The 19,915-nt window shown below is 45.3% G+C and carries 18 protein-coding genes and 1 other RNA gene; 11 read left to right on the forward strand and 8 right to left on the reverse strand.

Going from position 1 to position 19,915, the window contains the following annotated elements; translation table 11 throughout:
- The first annotated feature begins 93 nt into the window (after nucleotides 1-93).
- The 8 genes from astE to traF (EBI00_RS13575) all read left to right on the forward strand — a co-directional run bounded on the left by astE (nucleotide 94) and on the right by traF (EBI00_RS13575) (nucleotide 9,412).
- On the forward strand, nucleotides 94-1,107 hold the full coding sequence (astE, locus tag EBI00_RS13540; protein ID WP_123096482.1) for a succinylglutamate desuccinylase: 1,014 nt from the start codon (nucleotides 94-96) through the stop codon (nucleotides 1,105-1,107).
- A 238-nt stretch (nucleotides 1,108-1,345) separates the two neighbouring features.
- Entirely contained in the window at nucleotides 1,346-2,983 is a 1,638-nt protein-coding gene (locus EBI00_RS13545; protein ID WP_241557045.1) for a metal ABC transporter solute-binding protein, Zn/Mn family, read from the forward strand.
- Between the two features lie 148 nt (nucleotides 2,984-3,131).
- Entirely contained in the window at nucleotides 3,132-4,106 is a 975-nt protein-coding gene (locus EBI00_RS13550; RefSeq protein WP_123096484.1) for a KpsF/GutQ family sugar-phosphate isomerase, read from the forward strand.
- A gap of 74 nt (nucleotides 4,107-4,180) precedes the next feature.
- Nucleotides 4,181-5,047, forward strand: a complete 867-nt coding sequence (gene kdsA, locus EBI00_RS13555; RefSeq protein WP_123096485.1) for a 3-deoxy-8-phosphooctulonate synthase — start codon at nucleotides 4,181-4,183, stop codon at nucleotides 5,045-5,047.
- Nucleotides 5,048-5,050: 3 nt separating this feature from the next.
- Nucleotides 5,051-5,632, forward strand: coding sequence for a KdsC family phosphatase (locus tag EBI00_RS13560; protein ID WP_123096486.1), 582 nt, complete (start codon nucleotides 5,051-5,053; stop codon nucleotides 5,630-5,632).
- Complete coding sequence (gene kdsB, locus EBI00_RS13565) at nucleotides 5,632-6,453, forward strand: 3-deoxy-manno-octulosonate cytidylyltransferase (RefSeq protein ID WP_241557042.1); 822 nt, start codon at nucleotides 5,632-5,634, stop codon at nucleotides 6,451-6,453. The genes EBI00_RS13560 and kdsB overlap by 1 nt, the downstream gene beginning before the upstream one ends.
- 136 nt (nucleotides 6,454-6,589) lie before the next feature.
- Nucleotides 6,590-7,873, forward strand: coding sequence for a conjugal transfer protein TraF (traF, locus tag EBI00_RS13570; RefSeq protein ID WP_123096487.1), 1,284 nt, complete (start codon nucleotides 6,590-6,592; stop codon nucleotides 7,871-7,873).
- Nucleotides 7,874-7,984: 111 nt separating this feature from the next.
- Complete coding sequence (gene traF, locus EBI00_RS13575) at nucleotides 7,985-9,412, forward strand: conjugal transfer protein TraF (RefSeq protein ID WP_123096488.1); 1,428 nt, start codon at nucleotides 7,985-7,987, stop codon at nucleotides 9,410-9,412.
- Between the two features lie 60 nt (nucleotides 9,413-9,472).
- Here traF (EBI00_RS13575) and EBI00_RS13580 read toward each other — a convergent pair whose 3' ends face one another.
- From EBI00_RS13580 to EBI00_RS13590, 3 genes are all read right to left on the reverse strand, one after another.
- A complete protein-coding gene (locus EBI00_RS13580; RefSeq protein WP_123096489.1) occupies nucleotides 9,473-10,060 on the reverse strand; it encodes a 5-formyltetrahydrofolate cyclo-ligase in 588 nt (195 codons plus the stop codon).
- A 4-nt stretch (nucleotides 10,061-10,064) separates the two neighbouring features.
- Nucleotides 10,065-10,242: non-coding RNA, 6S RNA (gene ssrS / locus EBI00_RS13585), on the reverse strand.
- 129 nt (nucleotides 10,243-10,371) lie between these two features.
- Nucleotides 10,372-10,671, reverse strand: a complete 300-nt coding sequence (locus tag EBI00_RS13590; protein WP_123096490.1) for a cell division protein ZapA — start codon at nucleotides 10,669-10,671, stop codon at nucleotides 10,372-10,374.
- A 144-nt stretch (nucleotides 10,672-10,815) separates the two neighbouring features.
- Here EBI00_RS13590 and prfB point away from each other — a divergent pair.
- The 3 genes from prfB to hisC all read left to right on the forward strand — a co-directional run bounded on the left by prfB (nucleotide 10,816) and on the right by hisC (nucleotide 14,705).
- Nucleotides 10,816-11,911, forward strand: a protein-coding gene (prfB, locus tag EBI00_RS13595) for a peptide chain release factor 2 (protein WP_123096491.1) whose coding sequence is annotated in 2 segments (ribosomal slippage) — nucleotides 10,816-10,887 and nucleotides 10,889-11,911 — 1,095 coding nt in all. Because the reading frame shifts where the segments join, the coding sequence is not laid out codon by codon here.
- A gap of 57 nt (nucleotides 11,912-11,968) precedes the next feature.
- Complete coding sequence (gene lysS / locus EBI00_RS13600) at nucleotides 11,969-13,471, forward strand: lysine--tRNA ligase (protein WP_123096492.1); 1,503 nt, start codon at nucleotides 11,969-11,971, stop codon at nucleotides 13,469-13,471.
- Between the two features lie 175 nt (nucleotides 13,472-13,646).
- The gene (gene hisC, locus EBI00_RS13605) at nucleotides 13,647-14,705 is read left to right on the forward strand and encodes a histidinol-phosphate transaminase (RefSeq protein WP_123096493.1); all 1,059 of its coding nucleotides are present in this window, start codon (nucleotides 13,647-13,649) and stop codon (nucleotides 14,703-14,705) included.
- Between the two features lie 72 nt (nucleotides 14,706-14,777).
- On the opposite strand, the gene phnE (EBI00_RS13610) is transcribed toward hisC, so the two are convergent.
- The 5 genes from phnE (EBI00_RS13610) to EBI00_RS13630 form a co-directional block, all read right to left on the reverse strand.
- Nucleotides 14,778-15,608 (reverse strand): phosphonate ABC transporter, permease protein PhnE, encoded by an 831-nt coding sequence (gene phnE / locus EBI00_RS13610; RefSeq protein ID WP_241557043.1) that lies wholly within the window; start codon nucleotides 15,606-15,608, stop codon nucleotides 14,778-14,780.
- Nucleotides 15,605-16,390 (reverse strand): phosphonate ABC transporter, permease protein PhnE, encoded by a 786-nt coding sequence (gene phnE / locus EBI00_RS13615; RefSeq protein ID WP_123096494.1) that lies wholly within the window; start codon nucleotides 16,388-16,390, stop codon nucleotides 15,605-15,607. Before phnE (EBI00_RS13615) ends, phnE (EBI00_RS13610) begins: the two co-directional genes overlap by 4 nt.
- Nucleotides 16,378-17,133, reverse strand: coding sequence for a phosphonate ABC transporter ATP-binding protein (gene phnC, locus EBI00_RS13620; RefSeq protein WP_123096495.1), 756 nt, complete (start codon nucleotides 17,131-17,133; stop codon nucleotides 16,378-16,380). Before phnC ends, phnE (EBI00_RS13615) begins: the two co-directional genes overlap by 13 nt.
- Before the next feature lie 82 nt (nucleotides 17,134-17,215).
- A complete protein-coding gene (gene phnD, locus EBI00_RS13625) occupies nucleotides 17,216-18,232 on the reverse strand; it encodes a phosphate/phosphite/phosphonate ABC transporter substrate-binding protein (RefSeq protein WP_123096496.1) in 1,017 nt (338 codons plus the stop codon).
- Nucleotides 18,233-18,462: 230 nt separating this feature from the next.
- Nucleotides 18,463-19,821 (reverse strand): sigma-54-dependent transcriptional regulator, encoded by a 1,359-nt coding sequence (locus EBI00_RS13630; protein WP_123096497.1) that lies wholly within the window; start codon nucleotides 19,819-19,821, stop codon nucleotides 18,463-18,465.
- Between the last annotated feature and the right edge of the window lie 94 nt (nucleotides 19,822-19,915).

A 19,915-nucleotide genomic window follows, 5' to 3' on the forward strand; every position in this document is an offset into this window, starting at 1 on the left:
TTGGTAATGTCAGCCCTGCTAAGAAATGCACACTATTCTTTCTTTTAAAGACGGTATGATACGGATTAATTTGGGTGTAATCGGTGGAGTAAAATGACCATTCTTAATCATGATTTTTTGGCTTTAACATTGGCTAATCCGCACAGCATAGCGCCATTTGAATTGGATTTTCCAAGTGGCACGGGCGTTGTTGAAGACACGGGGATTTTTCGGCTGGAACCGCACCAAGCAAAACAAGATATTAGCTTGGTTCTGTCGGTGGGTGTGCATGGTAACGAAACGGGCCCGATTGAGCTGGTCAATGAATTGCTTATCCAGATTTTAAGTGGTCGTTTAACCTTGGGTATTCGATTATTGGTGTTGATTGGTAATCCTGTTGCTGCGAACGCAGGTAAGCGCTTTTGCGAAGTGAATTTGAATCGTTTGTTCCATGGTGGATGGCAGGGTTACCAGGGTTTTGAGGCGAAGCGGGCTGAGCGGCTTGAGCAAGCAATTAATGACTTCTATCGAGATTTAGATGAAAAACACACGAAATTACATTACGACTTACACACTGCCATACGTGGCTCTGAACATGAGAAGTTTGTGGTTTATCCTTATGTTAAAGAAGCACGCTATAGTAAGCAGCAATTGAGCTTTCTTGCCGCAAGTGGCATTGATGCTGTGCTACTGTCTCACCAAGCAACCACCACGTTTTCCTTCCACAGTTACGAGACGTACGGTGCTCATGCTTTCACCATTGAGTTGGGTAAAGTGTATCCTTTTGGTCAAAACGATTTATCGCGCTTTACTCAAATGGAAAGCAGTCTATGTTTGCTACTGGAGGAGGGAACTTTTGCACAATCCGAGATATCCTTACTGAGTATTTTTACGGTACTGGATGCGTTAATTAAAGATGATGAAAGCTATCAGTTAAATATTGCTGAGGATGCGAACAACTTTTCTCAGTTCGAGTCTGACTTTTTACTATCTAGTTCGAAAAAGAGTGAATACCGTGTTAAACAATCTGGGGATGCGATTGTGTTTCCAAACACCAACTTACCGATTGGTCAGCGAGCAGGTCTAGTGGTGAGGCCAATATCCGCACATGATTTGTCTTATGTCTAAAGACGGGTTGATGTCTAACGTGCTTTTTTGTGGGCATGTATAAGCGACAAATTTCTTCTATTAAAAATAGATTCAGGAATGCCTCTTGAATCTATTTTTTTTATAACGTAATGTTACGTTATAACGTATATAGAGGTGTTGTTTTATGAACAAGTTATTTTTTGCTTTAGGTGCTTCCGTTCTGGCGCCTTTAGCTGTCGCAAAGCCTGTGATTGCTACCAGTATCACGCCTGTATCTATGATCGTAGCGGCGATTGCGGGTGACAAAGCGGATATCGAACAAATTGTTTCTAGCACCGCATCTCCTCATGACTTCGCCTTGCGTCCGTCTGATCTGAGAAAAATTTACAACGCAGATACTGTCGTATGGGTTGGGGAGTCGCTAGAAAACTTTTTAGAAAAGCCTCTGCAAAATGCGGGGAAAGAGGTTACGGCTATTGAATGGTTGGCTCTTGAGGGCGTTATTCTGAATGAATTTGGTGCTGACGATCACAAAGGGCATGACGATCACAAAGGGCATGACGATCACAAAGGGCATGACGATCACAAAGGGCATGACGATCACAAAGGGCATGACGATCACAAAGGGCATGACGATCACAAAGGGCATGACGATCACAAAGGGCATGACGATCACAAAGGGCATGACGATCACAAAGGGCATGACGATCACAAAGGGCATGACGATCACAAAGGGCATGACGATCACAAAGGGCATGACGATCACAAAGGGCATGACGATCACAAAGGGCATGACGATCACAAAGGGCATGACGATCACAAAGGGCATGACGATCACAAAGGGCATGACGATCACAAAGGGCATGACGATCACAAAGGGCATGACGATCACAAAGGGCATGACGATCACAAAGGGCATGACGATCACAAAGGGCATGACGATCACAAAGGGCATGACGATCACAAAGGGCATGACGATCACAAAGGGCATGACGATCACAAAGGGCATGACGATCACAAAGGGCATGACGATCACAAAGGGCATGACGATCACAAAGGGCATGACGATCACAAAGGGCATGACGATCACAAAGGGCATGACGATCACAAAGGGCATGACGATCACAAAGGGCATGACGATCACAAAGGGCATGACGATCACAAAGGGCATGACGATCACAAAGGGCATGACGATCACAAAGGGCATGACGATCACAAAGGCCATGACGATCATAAAGGTCATGACGATCACAAAGGTCATGACGATCACAAAGGTCATGATGACCACAAAGGTCATGATGACCACAAAGACCATGATGACCATGAAGGTCATGATCATTNTGACCACAAAGGTCATGATGACCACAAAGACCATGATGACCATGAAGGTCATGATCATTCTGGTGTTGACCCACATGTCTGGTTATCCCCTGACAATGCGCTAGTTTTGGCTAAAGCTGTGACAGTGCGTCTGGCTTCTCTTGATGTTGTTAATGCTGCTTACTATGAAGGTAATCTAGCCGCTTTTGAAAAAGGATTGAGTGCCAAAGATGCTGAGATTCGTAAAGCGCTCGGTCAGGTAAATACGGTACCTTATATTGTTTTCCATGATGGTTATAGCTACTTTGAACAACATTATGGTTTGCAAAATGCTGGCGAAATTACGGTCAGTCCAGAGCGCAAACCTGGGGCGAAAAAAGTCGCAGAAATCCGTCGTGAAATCGAAGAACACAAGATTCATTGTGTGTTTAGTGAGCCGCAGTTCAGTCCGGCGATCGTGACGGCTTTATTGGAAGGCTCTGACGTTAAAACGGCGCCACTAGATCCATTAGGAAGTCAGATAAAAATCGGCACTAATGCGTATTTCTCCTTTTTGGACAGTTTAAGCGGGCAATTTCTCAGCTGCTTAAGATAATCAGAAAGGCCACATAACCTTGCCTATAGATCAAAAAGCCCGTTTATCAAAGCAAGAGTGATGAAAACGGGCTCTTTAATAGGCGACCCGCTTTCTCCTCTGTATAATAAATCAACCTAACCATGATTATACGGAGCAGATAGGCTTTATGAGCGACCCATCCACACCCAGCATTCACTCTGATGTTCTTATTGATAGCGCTCGACGTACTTTATCAACCCAAGCTCAAGCTCTGGCTAATTTAGCTAACCAAGTGACGGAAGACTTTGCTAAAGCGGTTCGAATGATACTAACCAGTAAAGGCCGCACGATTATTTGCGGTATGGGCAAATCCGGATTGATTGGAAAAAAAATCGCCGCCACGCTCGCTTCGACCGGTACGCCTAGCTTCTTTCTTCATCCTGGTGAAGCCTTCCACGGGGATTTGGGGATGATTCAACCGGAAGATGTCTTAGTATTGATCAGTTTTTCGGGAGAAACCGAAGAGCTGATGCGTTTATTACCTTCGCTAAAAAGTTTCGGAAACCCAAGTGTTGCCATGGTGGGAAACATTAATTCTACTTTAGCGAAGCATTGCGATTGCGTACTGGACCTTTCCATCGATAAAGAAACTTGCCCAAATAATCTAGCACCCACCACATCGACGACTATGACAACCGCGATGGGCGATGCGTTGGCTGTTGCTTTGATGGAGTGCCGTAACTTCCAGCCGCAAGATTTTGCCCGTTTTCATCCTGGTGGTAGCTTAGGTCGTAAACTATTAACTCGTGTTAAAGACCTAATGCACAAAGAGAACCTTCCTGTTTGTACGCCAGAAACCACATTAAAAGACGCTATTTCCGTCATGACTCATGGCAGAATGGGTGTTGTATTGATTCAAGAAGCGGGGAAGTTGCTGGGTATCTTTACCGATGGTGACTTACGTCGTGCCATGCTCAAAGAAAGTGAAGGTATGATACATAAAACCATGGCAAGCTTGATGACAGCGAATCCAAAAACCATCAATGAAAACGTGATGATAGTGCAAGCTGAAGAGCAAATGCTGCGCGATAAAATCACCTTGTTAGTCGTGGTGGACGATGCGAAAAACTTATCCGGAATTTTAGAAATTTACGATCGATAAAAACGGTTCAACTAATTTTACGCCGCTTTAGACGTGTTTAGAGTGAGCAAACCTAGATTAAAAATGGAGTTCTCATGACACAGTTATCTCAAGAATCAAAAATTATTAAAATTGGTAAAAAAATTGAAGTGGCTAACCACCTTCCTTTTGTTTTGTTCAGTGGCGTTAACGTATTAGAGTCTCGCGACTTGGCAATGCGCGTTGCGGAAGAGCATGTGAAAGTGACGGAAGCGCTTGGAATTCCTTATGTATTTAAAGGTTCCTTTGATAAAGCGAACCGTTCGTCTATCAATTCTTTCCGCGGCCCAGGCATGGAAGAAGGTCTAAAAATTCTGCAAGAGATCAAAGACACTTTTGGTGTGCCAGTGATTACCGATGTGCATGAAGCTTACCAATGTGCACCAGTGGCTGAAGTGGCCGACGTTATTCAATTGCCAGCGTTCTTGTCTCGCCAAACGGATTTAGTTGTCGCGATGGCTAAAACTGGCGCAGTGATCAATATCAAAAAAGCGCAGTTTTTAGCACCTCATGAAATGAAGCATATTCTTACCAAGTGTGAAGAAGCGGGCAACAATAACCTAATGCTTTGTGAGCGTGGCACCATGATGGGGTACAACAACTTGGTGGTAGACATGCTTGGTTTTGGCGAAATGAAAAAATTTGGCTACCCAGTGATGTTCGACGTAACACATTCGTTGCAACGTCCTGGTGGTCGTGAAGATTCTGCAGATGGCCGTCGTGCACAAGTGACGGAATTGGCTCGTGCGGGTATGTCGCTTGGTTTATCTAGTTTGTTCTTAGAAACGCATCCAGATCCTGATAATGCAAAATGCGATGGTCCTTGCGCTTTGTCTTTGGGTAAATTGGCGCCATTCCTAAAACAAATGAAGCAGCTTGATGAATTGGTCAAAACATTTGAAGTATTGGATACGAGTGTTTAATAAATGGATACGGCTTTTCTTTCTTCTTATCCTGCGCTCGATAACGATCAAGGTTTGCTAGCTAAACTGCAAGCCTTGAAGCTGGTGGTTTTTGATGTTGATGGCGTATTAACCGATGGCCATCTACTTTACACCGAGCAGGGCGAAACCATAAAACGCTTCAACGTAAAAGATGGCGTGGCAATGAAGTTGCTGCCAAAGTGGGGCGTTCGGGTTGCTGTGATTACCGCGAAAGACTCCGCCCCATTGAGGCAACGGATGAAAGAGCTCAAGGTCGCGCATTTCTACCCCGGTTGTCATAATAAAGCCGCCGCCTTTAATGCGTTGATAGCTCAGTTGGGCATTACCTCAGCGGAAGCCGCTTACGTGGGCGATGATGTGATTGATCTTCAGGTTATGCCAAATGTGGGTGTTGCGTTATGTCCAGCCGATGCGCACATTGTAGTGCAGCGTTATTGTTCGATTGTTCTCACTAAGGAGGCCGGTGAAGGTGTCGCTCGAGAAGTCGCTGATATGGTGTTAGCATCTCGTATGTCCTTGGAACACGCTTATGAATTGGCGCAAAAACCGGAGTTTGAAAAATAATGACTGACTCTTTAAATACAATGACTGGTACTGCAACGCTACCTGATTTTCATATTGTTATTCCTGCTCGTTACGCTTCTCAGCGCTTTCCGCAAAAGCTGATGGCCGATTTAGGTGGCAAGCCGGTATTGCAATGGGTTTATGAGTTGGCATTAAAAGCGGGCGCGCAATCGGTGACGATTGCCACGGATCATCAACTCATAGAAAAAGCGGCAATAGGTTTTGGTGCTTCAGTGGTGATGACCCGTGATGATCATGAAAATGGCACAGAGCGTCTTGCCGAAGTTGCTGCAAAAATGGGCTGGTTGGGCGGTGAAATTGTCGTCAACGTGCAAGGCGACGAACCTTTTTTACCGGTTAACTTGATTCACTCCAGTGTAATAGCATTAAACCAAGATAAAGAAGCCGAAATGGCAACGGTTGCTTGTGCGATTGATCAGATTGAAGATTTCTTTAACCCAAATGTGGTGAAAGTGGTTTGTGATGAAAAGCAGCGTGCGTTGTATTTTAGTCGTTCACCCATGCCTTGGAACAGAGATGGCTTTGCCAGTAATCCTGAAAGAACAGGTTTATTGCCTGTTGATTTCCCCGCTCTTCGCCACATAGGTTTGTACGTTTATCGAGCCAGTTTGCTGGCTAAATACGCCGATCTGCCTATGTCACCATTAGAGCGTTGGGAAAAGCTTGAGCAGCTGCGTTTTTTGCATCAAGGTATCAAGGTGCAAGTGGCGCTCGCGGATGGGTTGCCGACCCATGGTGTGGATACACTAGAAGATTTGGAGAAACTTCGTCATCAATTGTCTCTGGGGGATTTTTCTTAATCGCTGGTGGGTAAGTTTTTTTTGAAAAGTGTCGATTTATTGTAGGAAATGTGCAAAAAAACGGTTTACAATTGCTTGAAGAACTAAGTCAAAAGTTGACACTCTGCGTCTGTTAACCCAACCAAAGGATTTGACCATGAAAAAGCTTGCTATCTTTTCTACCAGTTTATTGAGCTCCGCCGTGATGGCCGCGATGCCCGTTAACCAGCCAGTGGGCTCTAGCTTTACGTTAAGCAGTGCGCCGAATATTAGAGCGCTTTCGACCGTACATGGTAATCCCGCTGCGCCGTTTTTAATGGTGAATCAAGACGACAACGATAGCTTCCGCTTTGGTATTCTTGGGCCATTGAGTATTGGCGTCGAGATGGGCGACGTGAGTGATCTAGGTGATCGAGCGGAAGAGATTGAGAAAATTCTTGATGCTACTTATACAAGTAAAACTCAAGCAGAAGATGCTTTGAAGAAAGCAGACGATATTTTGAAAAAGATAGGACAAACTGCCTATCTAAAAACGACCTTGAGCATGCAAGTGCCTTTCATGCCAATAATCTACAAAACACAAGATAAAGGCGCCTTTATGTTGGATGCCAGTCTTTCTGGTGTGGCTAAAGGCAGTGTGATTGCGGATACGATTAAACTTAATAGCAGTAATACCGAATTGACTTCTGACACTTCTTTCTATGCTCAAACGGCAACCGATTTAAAAGTTGGCTTTGGTTACAGCCAAGCGGTGTGGGAAAACTCTCACGGCATGCTGATAGGTGGTGTAAAAGCTAATTTACATCAAATTTCACTAGGCCGCGGTACTGTTGCTTTGGATGACCAAAGTGATAAGGCTGAAGATGCCATATCTGATGCTATTTCGGATGATGCGGTGAGCAGTACTGGAGTAGGCCTTGATCTAGGAACAGTGTGGGTATCGAATTATTACCAAGTTGGCTTAACCCTTGCCAATATTAACGAACCTGAATTTGATGGTGCGCCTATCAAACAAAACTGCGCAACCAGAAGTTGTTCTGCGGCTAATGGATTGGTGACGGCTGGGAAATTAGCGGCAACGGACAAATACGTCAAGGAAATGCAAACGACCGTTGATTTTGCTGTCTCTACTAAAGGTAAGCAAGTGACTTTGGGTTTGTCTTATGACGCCAATGAAGTAAAAGACGCCGTTGGGGATGAGTATCAGTGGGCGGCGGCTTCCTTGTCTTACAATGGTGATTCACATTTCATTCCAGGGCTGCGTATTGGTTTTCGCCAAAATATGGCCGGTACAGAGCTGAGCTATGCTTCTGCTGGTTTGACGATTTTAAAGCGCCTGAATATCGATTTGGCGGTAGCGCTGGATACGGTTGTGGATGAAGACGGTGATGAACTTCCACGTGGTGGCTTCTTCTCCATCGGTTACGATACCGCGTTCTAAAAACGTAAAGGTTTCGTCTTTAAAGCCGATGACATCTTATATCATCGGCTTTTTTTATATCTGTTGTTCAGTCATATCTAAGGCCATAGAGTGAACGAGTATGGGTAAAGCATGAAGAAATATTTGGCAATAATCGGGTTAGGGTTGCTGAGCACAGGGTCTATGGCGGCGATGGATGTCTATCAACCTATTGGCTCTAGCACAGTGCTGGGTAATTATGGCAATCGTCATGCGCTGTCTACTGCTCTAGGTAATCCTGCTTCCACGTATTTAATGGCCAATCTGCAAGGCTTTCGAGTCAGTTTTTTAGGACCGATGGCGATCGGTTTTGAAGGTGGAGGAGTCAGCGACTTAAATGATAGAGTCGATGAGCTGGTCGATATTTTTGACAGAGATTTTACTTCCAGTATTGATATTAATGCTATTAAAGTTGAGGCTCAGACTGTATTTAATAATCAAGGCCAAGCCGCGGCTGATACTTTTGTGGTTAACAAGATTGCAGAAGTGCTGGCGAGTATTAATACTTCTTTAAGCAAGGCAGACGGGGTTGTTTCTAATATAAGCCAAACTACCTATGCAAAATTCGCCACAACGGTGCAGGCCCCATTTTTGCCTATTATTTATAAAACACGTCGGCGTGGCGTTTTTATGCTGGATGCGAGTGCCTCTTTGGTTGGGCGTGCAGACATACTTTCAGATAATTTGACCTTGGTTGGAGTTGATGGTTTAAAAGCGGTTACGAGTACGGCTGACCTTAGTGGCGTTGATGTGAGCGGTGTTGATATTCAATCGGAAACCTCCCTTCACTTAAAAAGAGCTTCCGATTTGCGTTTCGGTATTGGTTACAGTGAGATGGTGTCTCGTTCGCCCAATAGTGCGCTGATTGTGGGAGGTAAGTTGAATTTTCATCGTCTTGCTTTAGACCAAAAGCTTACTGTGTTGACAGAAGACGGAGACTCGAGCGTATCCTATGGTGACTTTTTCTTAGGCAGAGAAGGCGTCTCATCCGGTATTGGTCTTGACTTAGGGGTTGTGTTGGCAGCGCGTAATTATCAGCTTGGCGCTTCAATCGCGAATGTAAATGAACCGACCTTTGATTACACCGTGTTGGGAAATTGCACTGGTTTAGCGGGGGCAGATTTAACCAGTTGTAATGCGGCTGTTCGTTTTGCAAACAAGGGGGCTTTGGCGTTAGCAGATACCTATACAATGGAAGCTCAAATGACGATTGATGCGGCGATAAAAAGCAAGGATCAGCACTTTTCGTTGGCTGGTTCTTATGATGTGAATGCCATAGCGGATCCGTTAGGAGACGAATATCAATGGGCGACCGTATCATTGTCTTACTTTAGTGGAAATTGGATCTTACCTGGAATGCGAGTGGGTTTGCGACGCAACATGGTAGGGAATGAGCTGAATTACATCACCGCTGGATTAACTTTTTATCGACGTTTAGACGTCGATCTCGCTTATGCGGCTGAAAATGATAAGGGTAACAGTGGTTTGATGATGTCGGTAGGTTACAGTTTCACTTATTAAAACAGAGGGCTAAACCACGGAAACAGTGGGCTATGATTTCGTTGGCAGTTGCTATGTTGCTCATGAAACGAGAATACTTTGCTGCGGTGTAATGATGGCTTGCAGGGGCACGTCCCAGCTTTCAACGGGTAAGCTTTTGACCTGTTGGCACTCATGAGCTAAGCCGATGAGTTGTGGTGATGCGTCTGGCCGTTTATTTGCAAATGTTCTGTCGTAAAACCCACCCCCCATACCAAGGCGCCCCCCTTGAGAGTCAAACCCTACTAAGGGTAAGAACACCAAGTCTAGATCACGGCTAGGGGCATAATCGGCAGTGACAGGCTCTTTAATGCCGTAGCTATTTTCTTGCCACATAGAATCAGCGGTATAGCGTGCAAAGCCTAACTGCTTTCCCTGAATCACTGGAAGATACGTCGCGATACTCTGTTGCCAAAAATACTCACACAGTAAATGCGGGGAAATTTCACCGTCATTGGCGAGATACAGAGCCACTTTTTTGAGTTTGTCCGTTTGTTGCCCCGATAAATAGTGATCAACACGAGCCACTAGGGTTTGGGCTGCAATAAGTTGTGCATGATTGGATAGGTTTTTTCTGGCTTGACGTAATTGGCGGCGCAGTATTTGTCTTGAATCAAGAGGCGAGGTCATAAAAGAGTTTCCCAAGTTGCCGTTTCGGCTATTGGCCTTGAACCCAGTGGTTCAAGGTGGAAAAAGCTGTGATTTTTTAGGCTTTCCGTCGCGCGGACATGCACACCAAACCAACAGGCTTTTTCCAGGGTATTACTCATAGGCTCAAGGGCGTTAAGCCGCTTCGAACAACCCAGGAAACGAATTACAGTATAAAGTAACTGATGAAAGAAATCACTCATCATCCCACCGTGTCTCTCATGCTGCTTGAAGAAAATTCGTGTTATGCGCTTGCAATCAAAAAATAAGACAAACGAACATGCCGTATCTGTTTATTCGTTAATCAACTTCGTTTGATGCGTGAGAGCGGCATCAAGCTGGGAAGTCAATTCCCGCAACTGTTGCTCGTTAGAGCGAGCGTATTTTCGGTTAGAAAGCATATCGTGAGTAATATTCAATGCGGCCAGCACGGCTATTTTTTCAAGTCCGACAATTTTGCCGCTGGCTTTAATCTCACGCATCTGATTGTTAAGGTATTCAGCGGCTTCTTTTAAATCGGCTTCGTGCCCTTTAGGGCAGTTTATTTTGTAACTTTGTCCCAGTATGGCGACGGTAACGGTTGGCTTGTCCATATTGACTCCATTTGATAGCTAGGCCCACAAAAAATGGTCTGTTTTTCCATCATTGAGTAGCGAATGGCATTTTATGCTGCGAGTAAATTCGTTACAATTCCGAATCACTTTTATTCACACTGTTTATAGCAAATTGACGCCAATATGGAAATAAACCCGATAGTTTCTCAGATAAAAGACCTTTCTGCCCGTGCTTTAACCCTTCGGGGGTATCTTTGACTACGAGTCAAAGAAAGAACGCTTAGAGGAAGTTAACCGTGAGCTGGAAGATCCCGCTATTTGGAACGATCCAGAGTACGCACAAAAACTCGGTAAAGAGCGCGCCGCGCTTGAAGCGGTAGTTGAAACCCTAGACAGCATGGAATCTGGTTTAAATGATTCCAAAGAGCTGCTCGACATCGCCGTAGAAGATAACGACGAGGATTCCGTAGAAGCGGTGCAACTTGAACTGGAAGAGCTAGAAGCTTTGCTGGCCAAGTTAGAGTTTCGTCGTATGTTTTCCAAAGAGATGGACGAAAACAGCGCTTTCTTGGATATTCAGTCTGGCTCTGGTGGTACCGAAGCACAAGACTGGGCCAATATCCTATTGCGTATGTATTTGCGCTGGGGGGAAGACAAGGGCTTCAAGGTCGAATTAATGGAAGTGTCGGCTGGCGATGTCGCGGGCATTAAATCGGCGACCATTCGCTTTGAAGGGGAGTATGCTTTTGGTTGGTTACGAACCGAAACAGGCGTGCATCGTTTGGTTCGTAAGTCTCCTTTTGATTCTGGTAACCGTCGCCATACGTCGTTTGCGTCTGTGTTTGTTTCTCCTGAAGTAGACGACAACGTAGACATCGAAATCAATCCGGCGGACATTCGTACTGATACCTATCGTTCATCTGGAGCGGGTGGTCAGCACGTAAACACGACCGACTCGGCGGTGCGAATTACTCACGTTCCAACAGGGATCGTCGTACAGTGTCAGAATCAGCGTTCGCAACATGCAAACCGTGATTTTGCCATGAAACAACTTCGTGCCAAATTGTACGAATTTGAAATGATGAAACGCAATGAAGCCGCGCAAGCCTTAGAAGACAGTAAGTCTGATATCGGTTGGGGCAGTCAGATTCGTTCCTACGTATTGGATGCATCACGTATTAAGGATTTGCGTACCGGCGTGGAGACCTCCAACACGGGGGCGGTGCTAGATGGCAATCTAGACCAATTTATCGTTGCAAGCTTAAAGCAAGGTCTGTAGCGCAATCGCATTTACTTTTTAATTTTTTTGACCATTTACAAAGAGCAATAGCAAATCATGGCTAACGAACACAACACAGAATCGACAGCACAATCAGACGACAACCGTTTGGTTGCTGAGCGTCGCGGTAAATTGGCAGCCATACGCGCTGAGCGCAATGCGTTTCCCAATACCTTTCGTCCCAACGCATACGCCGCAGACCTTCAAGCGGAATTTGGCGAACTAGAAAAAGCCGAGTTGGAAGAAAAAAATCACAAGGTTAGCATTGCGGGTCGTATCATTCGTAACCGTGGTGCCTTCATGTTGCTTCAAGACATGACAGGCCAAATCCAAGCTTATGTCAATCGTAAAGCCTTGAGTGCTGAACTATTGGCTGAGCAAAAAACTTGGGATCTAGGTGACATCATTGGTATCACAGGACCCGTGCATAAATCTGGTAAAGGCGACTTGTATGTTGACATGCAAGAAGCGCAATTACTTACCAAATCTCTCCGTCCATTGCCAGATAAGCATCATGGTTTAGCGGATATGGAAATGCGTTACCGGCAGCGTTATGTGGATTTGATTGTCAATGAAGAGTCTCGTGAGACGTTTCAAATGCGTTCAAAAATCATCTCCACGATTCGTCGTTTCCTAGAAGATCGTCGTTTCATGGAAGTGGAAACGCCTATGTTACAAACCATTCCTGGCGGTGCATCAGCACGCCCGTTCGTGACGCATCATAACGCCATGGACATGAACATGTACCTGCGTATCGCGCCAGAGCTGTATTTGAAACGTTTGGTTGTGGGCGGTTTTGAACGTGTGTTCGAGATTAACCGTAACTTCCGTAACGAAGGTACATCAACTCGTCATAATCCAGAATTTACCATGATTGAGTTCTACCAAGCTTACGCAGATTACAAAGATCTGATGGATCTGACAGAAGATATGCTGCGTACAGTAGCAGAAAAAGTATTGGGTACAACCAAAGTGACTTACCAAGGCTCTGAGTACGACTTTGGTGCGCCCTTTGTTCGCATGAGCATGTTAGATTCGATTTTGCACTACAATCCAGAATTGACAGCGGCTGACCTAGAAACATTAGAAAGCGCAACGGCTGTGGCGAAGAAACTAAAAATCGATGTAAAACCGATTTGGGGTCTTGGCAAATTGTGGACGGAAATCTTCGAAGAAACCGCAGAACACAAATTGGATCAACCGACTTTCATTACGGAATACCCAGCGGAAGTGTCGCCACTTGCCCGCCGTAATGACGACAATGACTTTATCACTGATCGTTTTGAATTCTTTGTCGGTGGTCGTGAAATTGCCAACGGTTTTTCTGAGCTTAATGACCCAGAAGATCAAGCAGAGCGTTTCATGCGTCAGGTTGCAGAAAAAGACGCAGGGGATGATGAAGCCATGCATTACGATGCTGACTACATCAATGCGCTAGAATACGGCCTACCACCGACCGCGGGTGAAGGTATTGGTATTGATCGTTTGGTGATGTTGTTCACCAATGCCCCTTCAATCCGTGACGTATTATTGTTCCCACATATGCGCCCTCAGGACTAATCCTAGGCCGGATAGTCACTGACAAACATTCTAATGTATCTATAAGGCCTCAATTGAGGCCTTATTTTGTTTCTATTAAAGGGGTCAGATCCCATTAATTTTAACAAAATTTGCCTTATCTAATATCTACTTTTAAAGGGCTCTGACCCCTTTATAAAAAGTAATGGAGAGTTATATGAGTCGTTTTTGGACAGATAAAATCGCTTCTCTTGACCCTTATGTGCCAGGCGAACAACCGCAAGACAAAAAGTACATCAAGTTAAACACGAATGAGAGCCCATATCCCCCATCGCCTAAAGCCCTAGAAGCAATGGCGGTGGAGGTAAGTGAGCGTTTACGTCTTTATCCAGATCCAAATGGTATGGCGTTAAAAAACGCCTTGGCAAGCAATTACCAGTTAGAAGCGAACCAGGTGTTTGTTGGCAACGGCTCAGACGAAGTCTTGGCCTTGGCTTTCATGGGCTACTTTGCCGGTGGCAAGCCTTTGGCATTTGCTGATATTACCTACAGTTTTTATAAAGTGTACGCTGGCTTATACAGCATCGAACCAAAACTGATTCCGCTGAATGACCATTTTGATATCGTACCAGCAGATTACGACAACCTAGATGTCTCAGGTGTGGTGGTAACCAATCCAAACGCGCCAACCGGTAAAGCCTTGCCTTTGTCTGATATTGAGACAATTTTAAAAGCGAATCCTGACGTGGTGGTGTTAGTGGACGAAGCCTATGTGGACTTCGGTGCGCAAAGCGCGGCGTCTTTGATTAATCACTATCCAAATCTATTGGTGGTGCAAACCTTGTCCAAATCTCGTGCCTTGGCTGGGATTCGTGTGGGTTACGCACTGGGGCATCCAGATTTGATTGAAGGGTTGGAACGTTTGAAGAACTCTTTCAACTCCTACCCAATTGATCGCATTGCTTTGGCTGGCGCTACCGCAGCGGTGGAAGATGATGGTTATTTACAAGATATTTGCGCTAAAACCATCGCCACTCGCGAGCAAACGGTGAAAGATCTTAACGCCCTTGGATTCACCATTGTGCCATCAGCGACCAACTTTGTGTTTGTGACACACCCAGACAAAGACGCTGAGCAAATCTACCTTGCCTTAAAAGAACAAGGCATTCTGGTTCGTTACTTTGGTAAAAAGCCACGCATTGGTAATCACTTACGGATTACCATTGGTACTGATGACGAAATGGCCGCGCTTATTGCGGCTTTGAAAACCTTGTAATCACTCCGAAAAGCCTTCCCCTTGTTTAAGGTGAAGGCTTTTTTGCGGCTTGTTTATTGCATAATAGGATGATTACATTAAACGCTTACGCACTTGCACAACGATATACTCAATCAATAACACCACGATAAAAATGGTCGTTAACACCATGGCCACCTTGGGCCACTGAAACAGATTCATCGCGTTATTCAGCACTACCCCAATACCGCCCGCGCCGACTAGGCCCAATACCGCAGACTCTCGCACGTTAATGTCCCAACGAAACAAAAGAATACTAAAAAAGGCCGGTTTGGCTTGTGGCCAATACGCTTTAATTAAGACAGAGGTAAAAGACGCGCCCGTTGCACGAATGGCTTCAACACTACCCATATTGACTTCTTCTAAGGCTTCTGAAAATAACTTACCCACAAAACCAACAGAGCGAAGTGCCACGGCGAGTACGCCAGCTAACACGCCGGGCCCAAAAACAGCGACAAACAGCAGCGCCCAAACCAAAGAGTTAACCGAGCGTGATGCTACCAAGAAGAACTTCGCGATCCAGTTTAACCAAGGCGATTTAACAATGTTTCTGGCGTTCATTAAGGCCAAAGGGATGGCAAGAATCAGGCTAAGCAGAGTGCCTAGCGTGGCAATATGCAGAGTGTCGAGCATAGCGCCATGGATGGTCGTAGGATACGAGGCAAAATCCATGGGCCACATGCGGCTAAACAAATCGGCCATTTGTTCAGGTGCATCCAGTAAAAACTCTGGAATAATTTCAACAGTCCGCAACGAGGCCAAAAAGGACATGATAATTACTAGGTATACCATATAACGGGCGGTTCTTTCACCGAGGGTAAAACGCTCCCATTTTGGTGTTAATTCGCTATTAGACATAGGTGTCTTTAATGTGTCGGCTTTCATTGGAAAATTCTCCGTACTAGATTAGACAAGGCTTCGCCCACAAGAATCAGGGCAATAATCGCCATCAAAATAGCGGTAACAAAGTCATAATCGAAACGTTGGAAGGCAGAAAACAGTGTGCCACCTAAACCACCTGCACCCACGATACCTATCATGGTGGAGTTCCGTAGGTTCGAGTCTAATTGATAGATGGAAAAACCGATAAACCGCGAAAAAACTTGTGGAATAACAGCAAACACTATGGTGCTGATAAAGCCTGCCCCCGTCGCTCGAATGGCTTCGACCTGTTTAAAAGAGATTTCTTCAATCGCTTCCGCAAAGAGTTTAGCGACAAACCCTATAGAAGCGACGGTGAGGGTTAAAATGCCGGCCATCGCCCCAAAGCCAACGGCTTTGACAAATAGGATGGCAATGATGACAGGATGAAAAGTACGACAGAGTGCGATAAACACGCGAACCGGAATACTAATCGCATTGGGCATCAGATTACGAGCGGCCATTAATCCGACAAACAACGAAATAACAATACCCAAAACACTGGCAATGATGGCAATCTGAAGGCTTTCAATTAAGTCACTTAGTAACAACTCCCAGCGGGCAAAGTTAGGTGGAAATAGACGATCAACTAAGCGTGCCCCTTGGTCTAGGCCGAGTACAAATCGATTCCAACCAATATCCAGTGTTGAGAAGGCGTAAGCTAAATACGCGAATAAACCCAGCCACAAAAACTTTGAAGACAATGACGTTTTAAAGGGGTGCTTACGGTCGACTACTGTAGCCATGACTCACCTCCATAAATGGTTTTAAGGTGCTCATCTTTTATGCCATCTGGTGGACCGTCATACACCACCTTACCTCCGCTCATGCCGATCATTCGTTGTGCGTAGCGTTTTGCTAAGTTCACATCATGGATATTTACCAGCGTTGGAATGCCTTTGTCATTAGCCAGCTGGGTTAATAACTCCATGATTTCTACAGATGTTTTTGGGTCTAACGATGAGGTTGGCTCGTCAGCCAATAAGATAGCAGGCTCCTGCATCAGTGCACGTGCAATACCAACGCGCTGACGTTGTCCTCCGGATAAACTGTCCGCTCGCTGTGTGGCGAAGTCACTGAGCCCAACAAAGTCTAACAGTTCAAACGCACGTTTAATGTCTTTGTCAGTAAAATTGCGACGCCAAGCGCTCCAAGCCGACATATAGCCTAAGCGGCCAGTCAACACATTCTCTAAAACAGACAGCCGCTCTACCAGATTGTATTCTTGAAAAACCATGCCAATTTGACGACGTAGCTCTCTTAGCGGTTTTCCTTTAACGTTGGCTACATCGTTGTTTTTGAAAATGATGCTGCCATTTGTCGGTTGAATGAGGCGGTTAATGCATCTTAATAATGTGCTTTTTCCCGTTCCTGATGGCCCGATAATGGCGATGACACCGGCTTCATTAATGTCAATGTTAATGTTTTTTAGAATGGGCTTATCCGAGACATAGGCATGGTTTAAGTCACGTATTTCTAAACGGCTCATAACAGAATCCTTTGGGTATAGTGAGCCTAAGCCCCTCTAATATAAGGGGCTTAGGCTCCATGTAGGTGAAAAGATAGAAAGGTTACTTTTTCGCAGCGGCAGCGGCTTCGCGCTCAGCCAGTTGTTGTAAGCCACGTGCTGTATAAGCAGTGCCTGTCGCGTGCGCTATGTTGCGTACCACTTCCCAGTCGTTTTTGTAGGTAATAGGGAAGAAGCGATCGGCACCATCGAAGTCAGCTTGCATTTCTGCAGGGAATCGATAAGAGTCAAACGCGCTTTTGATTTTGCTAACAAGCTCTGGGTGCAAATCGTGTGCATAGCCAAAGGCCGACGTTGGGAAGCGAGCGCTGCGATAAATGATTCTAAAGTCGTCTTCTTTAACACGACCCGCTTCGACCATACGATCATAGACATCGGAAGCGACAGGGGCAGCGTCATAGTCGCCACTTAATACGCCCATTACAGATTGATCATGCTTACCTGAGTAAGCCACCTTATAGTCTTCATCGGGAACAACGCCTAATCCAGGAAAGAGCGCTCTAGGAGCTAGGTTACCTGAATTGGATGACACCGCAGTGTGTGCAACAGTGCGACCTTTCAGGTCTTCCATGGTTTTAATATCACTGTCATTACGTACTATGGTAATCAGGTTGTAGCCCTGAAAGGCGTTTTCATAGCCTTTAACCGCAATAGGAACATAGCCAGCCAAGTTCACGGCATAACCTGTAGGTCCGGTAGAAAAACCTGCTATGTGCAAACGACCAGAACGCATGGCTTCTACTTGTGCTGAGTTCGAATGAACGCTGTAGTACACCACTCGTTTACCGGTGGCTTCTGACAAATGGCGCTGGAAATCGGCAAACGCATCTTGATAAACGGCAGGGTCTTCAACGGGGGTGTAAGTGAAAACTAAGGTGCTCGGGTTACGCCAGCGGCTAGAATCTTTTGGGGTGTCCGCTACCATGTCCATGTTTTCATCGCAGAAACTGTCATCCAATGCACCACGGTGTTCACAATCTGCAGCAAAAACAGCCGAGCTTGACAGTGCTAAAAGCAATGAAGTGGTAATTCCTAAGCGACTAAGGGTGAGTAAACTCATAGAAAGAATCTCCTAATTATTATTGTATTGTTAGCCGCTGCCTTAATTAAATTAATGCTATGCGGTTACACAAAGACTTTGCAAAAGTGATACCAACCTAATTATGTTTTTATTTTTCAATAGGTTAGGGTTTTTCTTAAGGGCGGTTTTTATTGATGTAAAGAAAAATGGGACAGGTGTGCCCCATTTTTCTAAAGGTTTTTTCGTGCTTTAGGACGGGAGAGTCCCAACTAGGCTCTGAATGTCTGCTTATCCAATTGGAATTTTTTCATTTTTCGGTAGAGCGTCTTGCGTGACATTTTTAGTTGTTCAGCCGCGTTACCTATATGGCCAGCGGCGGTCATGAGAGAATCTTCTATAAGTTTACGTTCGTAGTCTTCCAGTTTTTGATCGAATTTATCCAAGGGGAGTTCGTCAATGTCTGTGGATTGATGATTCAATGAAAATCCATCTCCTTCAATCCCCAGCACGAAGCGGTCGGCTATGTTTCTTAATTCCCTGACATTACCCGGCCATTCGTAGTGTAAGAGCTTTTCTTGATGATGGGCGCGTATCGCTGGGCAGCCTCTTTGAAAGCGTTCAGCGGCCAATTGGCAATAATGCTCAAACAGCATCAAGATATCGTCTCCTCGCTCTCTCAAAGGAGGGAGTTTTAGGCTGGCGACGTTTAAGCGATAGTATAAATCGAGGCGAAATAGGCCTTTTTCACTGGTGGTCTGTAAATCGTCTTTGCTTGCTGCAATCACACGAATGTTGACTGGAATCGATTGGGTGCTGCCCAAGCGTTCCAAACTGCGTTCCTGTAGTACTCGTAATAGGCGAATCTGTGCGGTCAGTGGCATGGTTTCAATTTCATCTAGAAACAGAGTACCTCCCGAAGCCGCCTCAATTTTGCCCATTTGGCGCTGTTTTGCTCCAGTAAAAGCCCCCGCTTCGTAACCAAACAACTCACTCTCAATAAGGTTTTCTGGCATGGCACCACAATTGATGGCAATAAAGGGGTGGTTTCGACGTCGACTGGCGTCGTGCAGGGCGCGAGCAACAACGTCTTTGCCACTGCCAGTTTCACCATAGATTAGGGTGTCTACATCGGCATTGGCCAGCACTAGGATTTGTTCGTGTAGCTGTTTTATTACGGGAGATTCACCAACCACCAAGCGTTCAATGATGGCTTTATCGTCCTTAGATAAACTTTGTTCTCGACGTGCAAGTACGGATTTTCGTTGACGTTGCGCCTGCTTTAAGCGCTCGATCAGTACTGAGGGTGAGACGGGCTTTTCAAGAAAGTCGATGGCACCTTCTCGCATGGCTTGTGTTGCCATAGGGATGTCGCCATGGCCACTCATTAATACGACAGGGAGTTCTGCATCAAAATTTTGCAAACGAGCGAGCAGTTGCATGCCGTCTAGTATTGGCATGCAAACATCACTTAACACCACACAATTGGGCATTTTCTGTAAAAAAGTGAGAAGCGCTGTCGCGTCATTAAAGCATTGAGTGTCAAAGCCTTCTAGGGTCAGCATTTCAGCAAAACTGTCGAGGACAGAAACATCGTCGTCAACAATACAAATCATCGGTAACTGGGGCATGGGCGTATTCTTATAGTTTTTAATAACGCGTTAATAAAAAGAGTTTTATTCTAGTGCGAGGTGTCGGATTTATCCCGCCATCTTGCCAAATATT

This window comes from Marinomonas hwangdonensis (assembly GCF_003721245.1).
Lineage (GTDB): Bacteria > Pseudomonadota > Gammaproteobacteria > Pseudomonadales > Marinomonadaceae > Marinomonas > Marinomonas hwangdonensis.

Excerpts from the sequence above, each read along its gene's own strand:
- astE (WP_123096482.1), top strand. The coding sequence starts at position 94 with ATGACCATTCTTAATCATGATTTTTTGGCTTTAACATTGGCTAATCCG.
- EBI00_RS13550 (WP_123096484.1), top strand. The coding sequence starts at position 3,132 with ATGAGCGACCCATCCACACCCAGCATTCACTCTGATGTTCTTATTGAT.
- kdsA (WP_123096485.1), top strand. The coding sequence starts at position 4,181 with ATGACACAGTTATCTCAAGAATCAAAAATTATTAAAATTGGTAAAAAA.
- EBI00_RS13560 (WP_123096486.1), top strand. The coding sequence starts at position 5,051 with ATGGATACGGCTTTTCTTTCTTCTTATCCTGCGCTCGATAACGATCAA.
- kdsB (WP_241557042.1), top strand. The coding sequence starts at position 5,632 with ATGACTGACTCTTTAAATACAATGACTGGTACTGCAACGCTACCTGAT.
- traF (WP_123096487.1), top strand. The coding sequence starts at position 6,590 with ATGAAAAAGCTTGCTATCTTTTCTACCAGTTTATTGAGCTCCGCCGTG.
- traF (WP_123096488.1), top strand. The coding sequence starts at position 7,985 with ATGAAGAAATATTTGGCAATAATCGGGTTAGGGTTGCTGAGCACAGGG.
- EBI00_RS13580 (WP_123096489.1), bottom strand. The coding sequence starts at position 10,060 with ATGACCTCGCCTCTTGATTCAAGACAAATACTGCGCCGCCAATTACGT.
- EBI00_RS13590 (WP_123096490.1), bottom strand. The coding sequence starts at position 10,671 with ATGGACAAGCCAACCGTTACCGTCGCCATACTGGGACAAAGTTACAAA.
- lysS (WP_123096492.1), top strand. The coding sequence starts at position 11,969 with ATGGCTAACGAACACAACACAGAATCGACAGCACAATCAGACGACAAC.
- hisC (WP_123096493.1), top strand. The coding sequence starts at position 13,647 with ATGAGTCGTTTTTGGACAGATAAAATCGCTTCTCTTGACCCTTATGTG.
- phnE (WP_241557043.1), bottom strand. The coding sequence starts at position 15,608 with ATGAAAGCCGACACATTAAAGACACCTATGTCTAATAGCGAATTAACA.
- phnE (WP_123096494.1), bottom strand. The coding sequence starts at position 16,390 with ATGGCTACAGTAGTCGACCGTAAGCACCCCTTTAAAACGTCATTGTCT.
- phnC (WP_123096495.1), bottom strand. The coding sequence starts at position 17,133 with ATGAGCCGTTTAGAAATACGTGACTTAAACCATGCCTATGTCTCGGAT.
- phnD (WP_123096496.1), bottom strand. The coding sequence starts at position 18,232 with ATGAGTTTACTCACCCTTAGTCGCTTAGGAATTACCACTTCATTGCTT.
- EBI00_RS13630 (WP_123096497.1), bottom strand. The coding sequence starts at position 19,821 with ATGCCCCAGTTACCGATGATTTGTATTGTTGACGACGATGTTTCTGTC.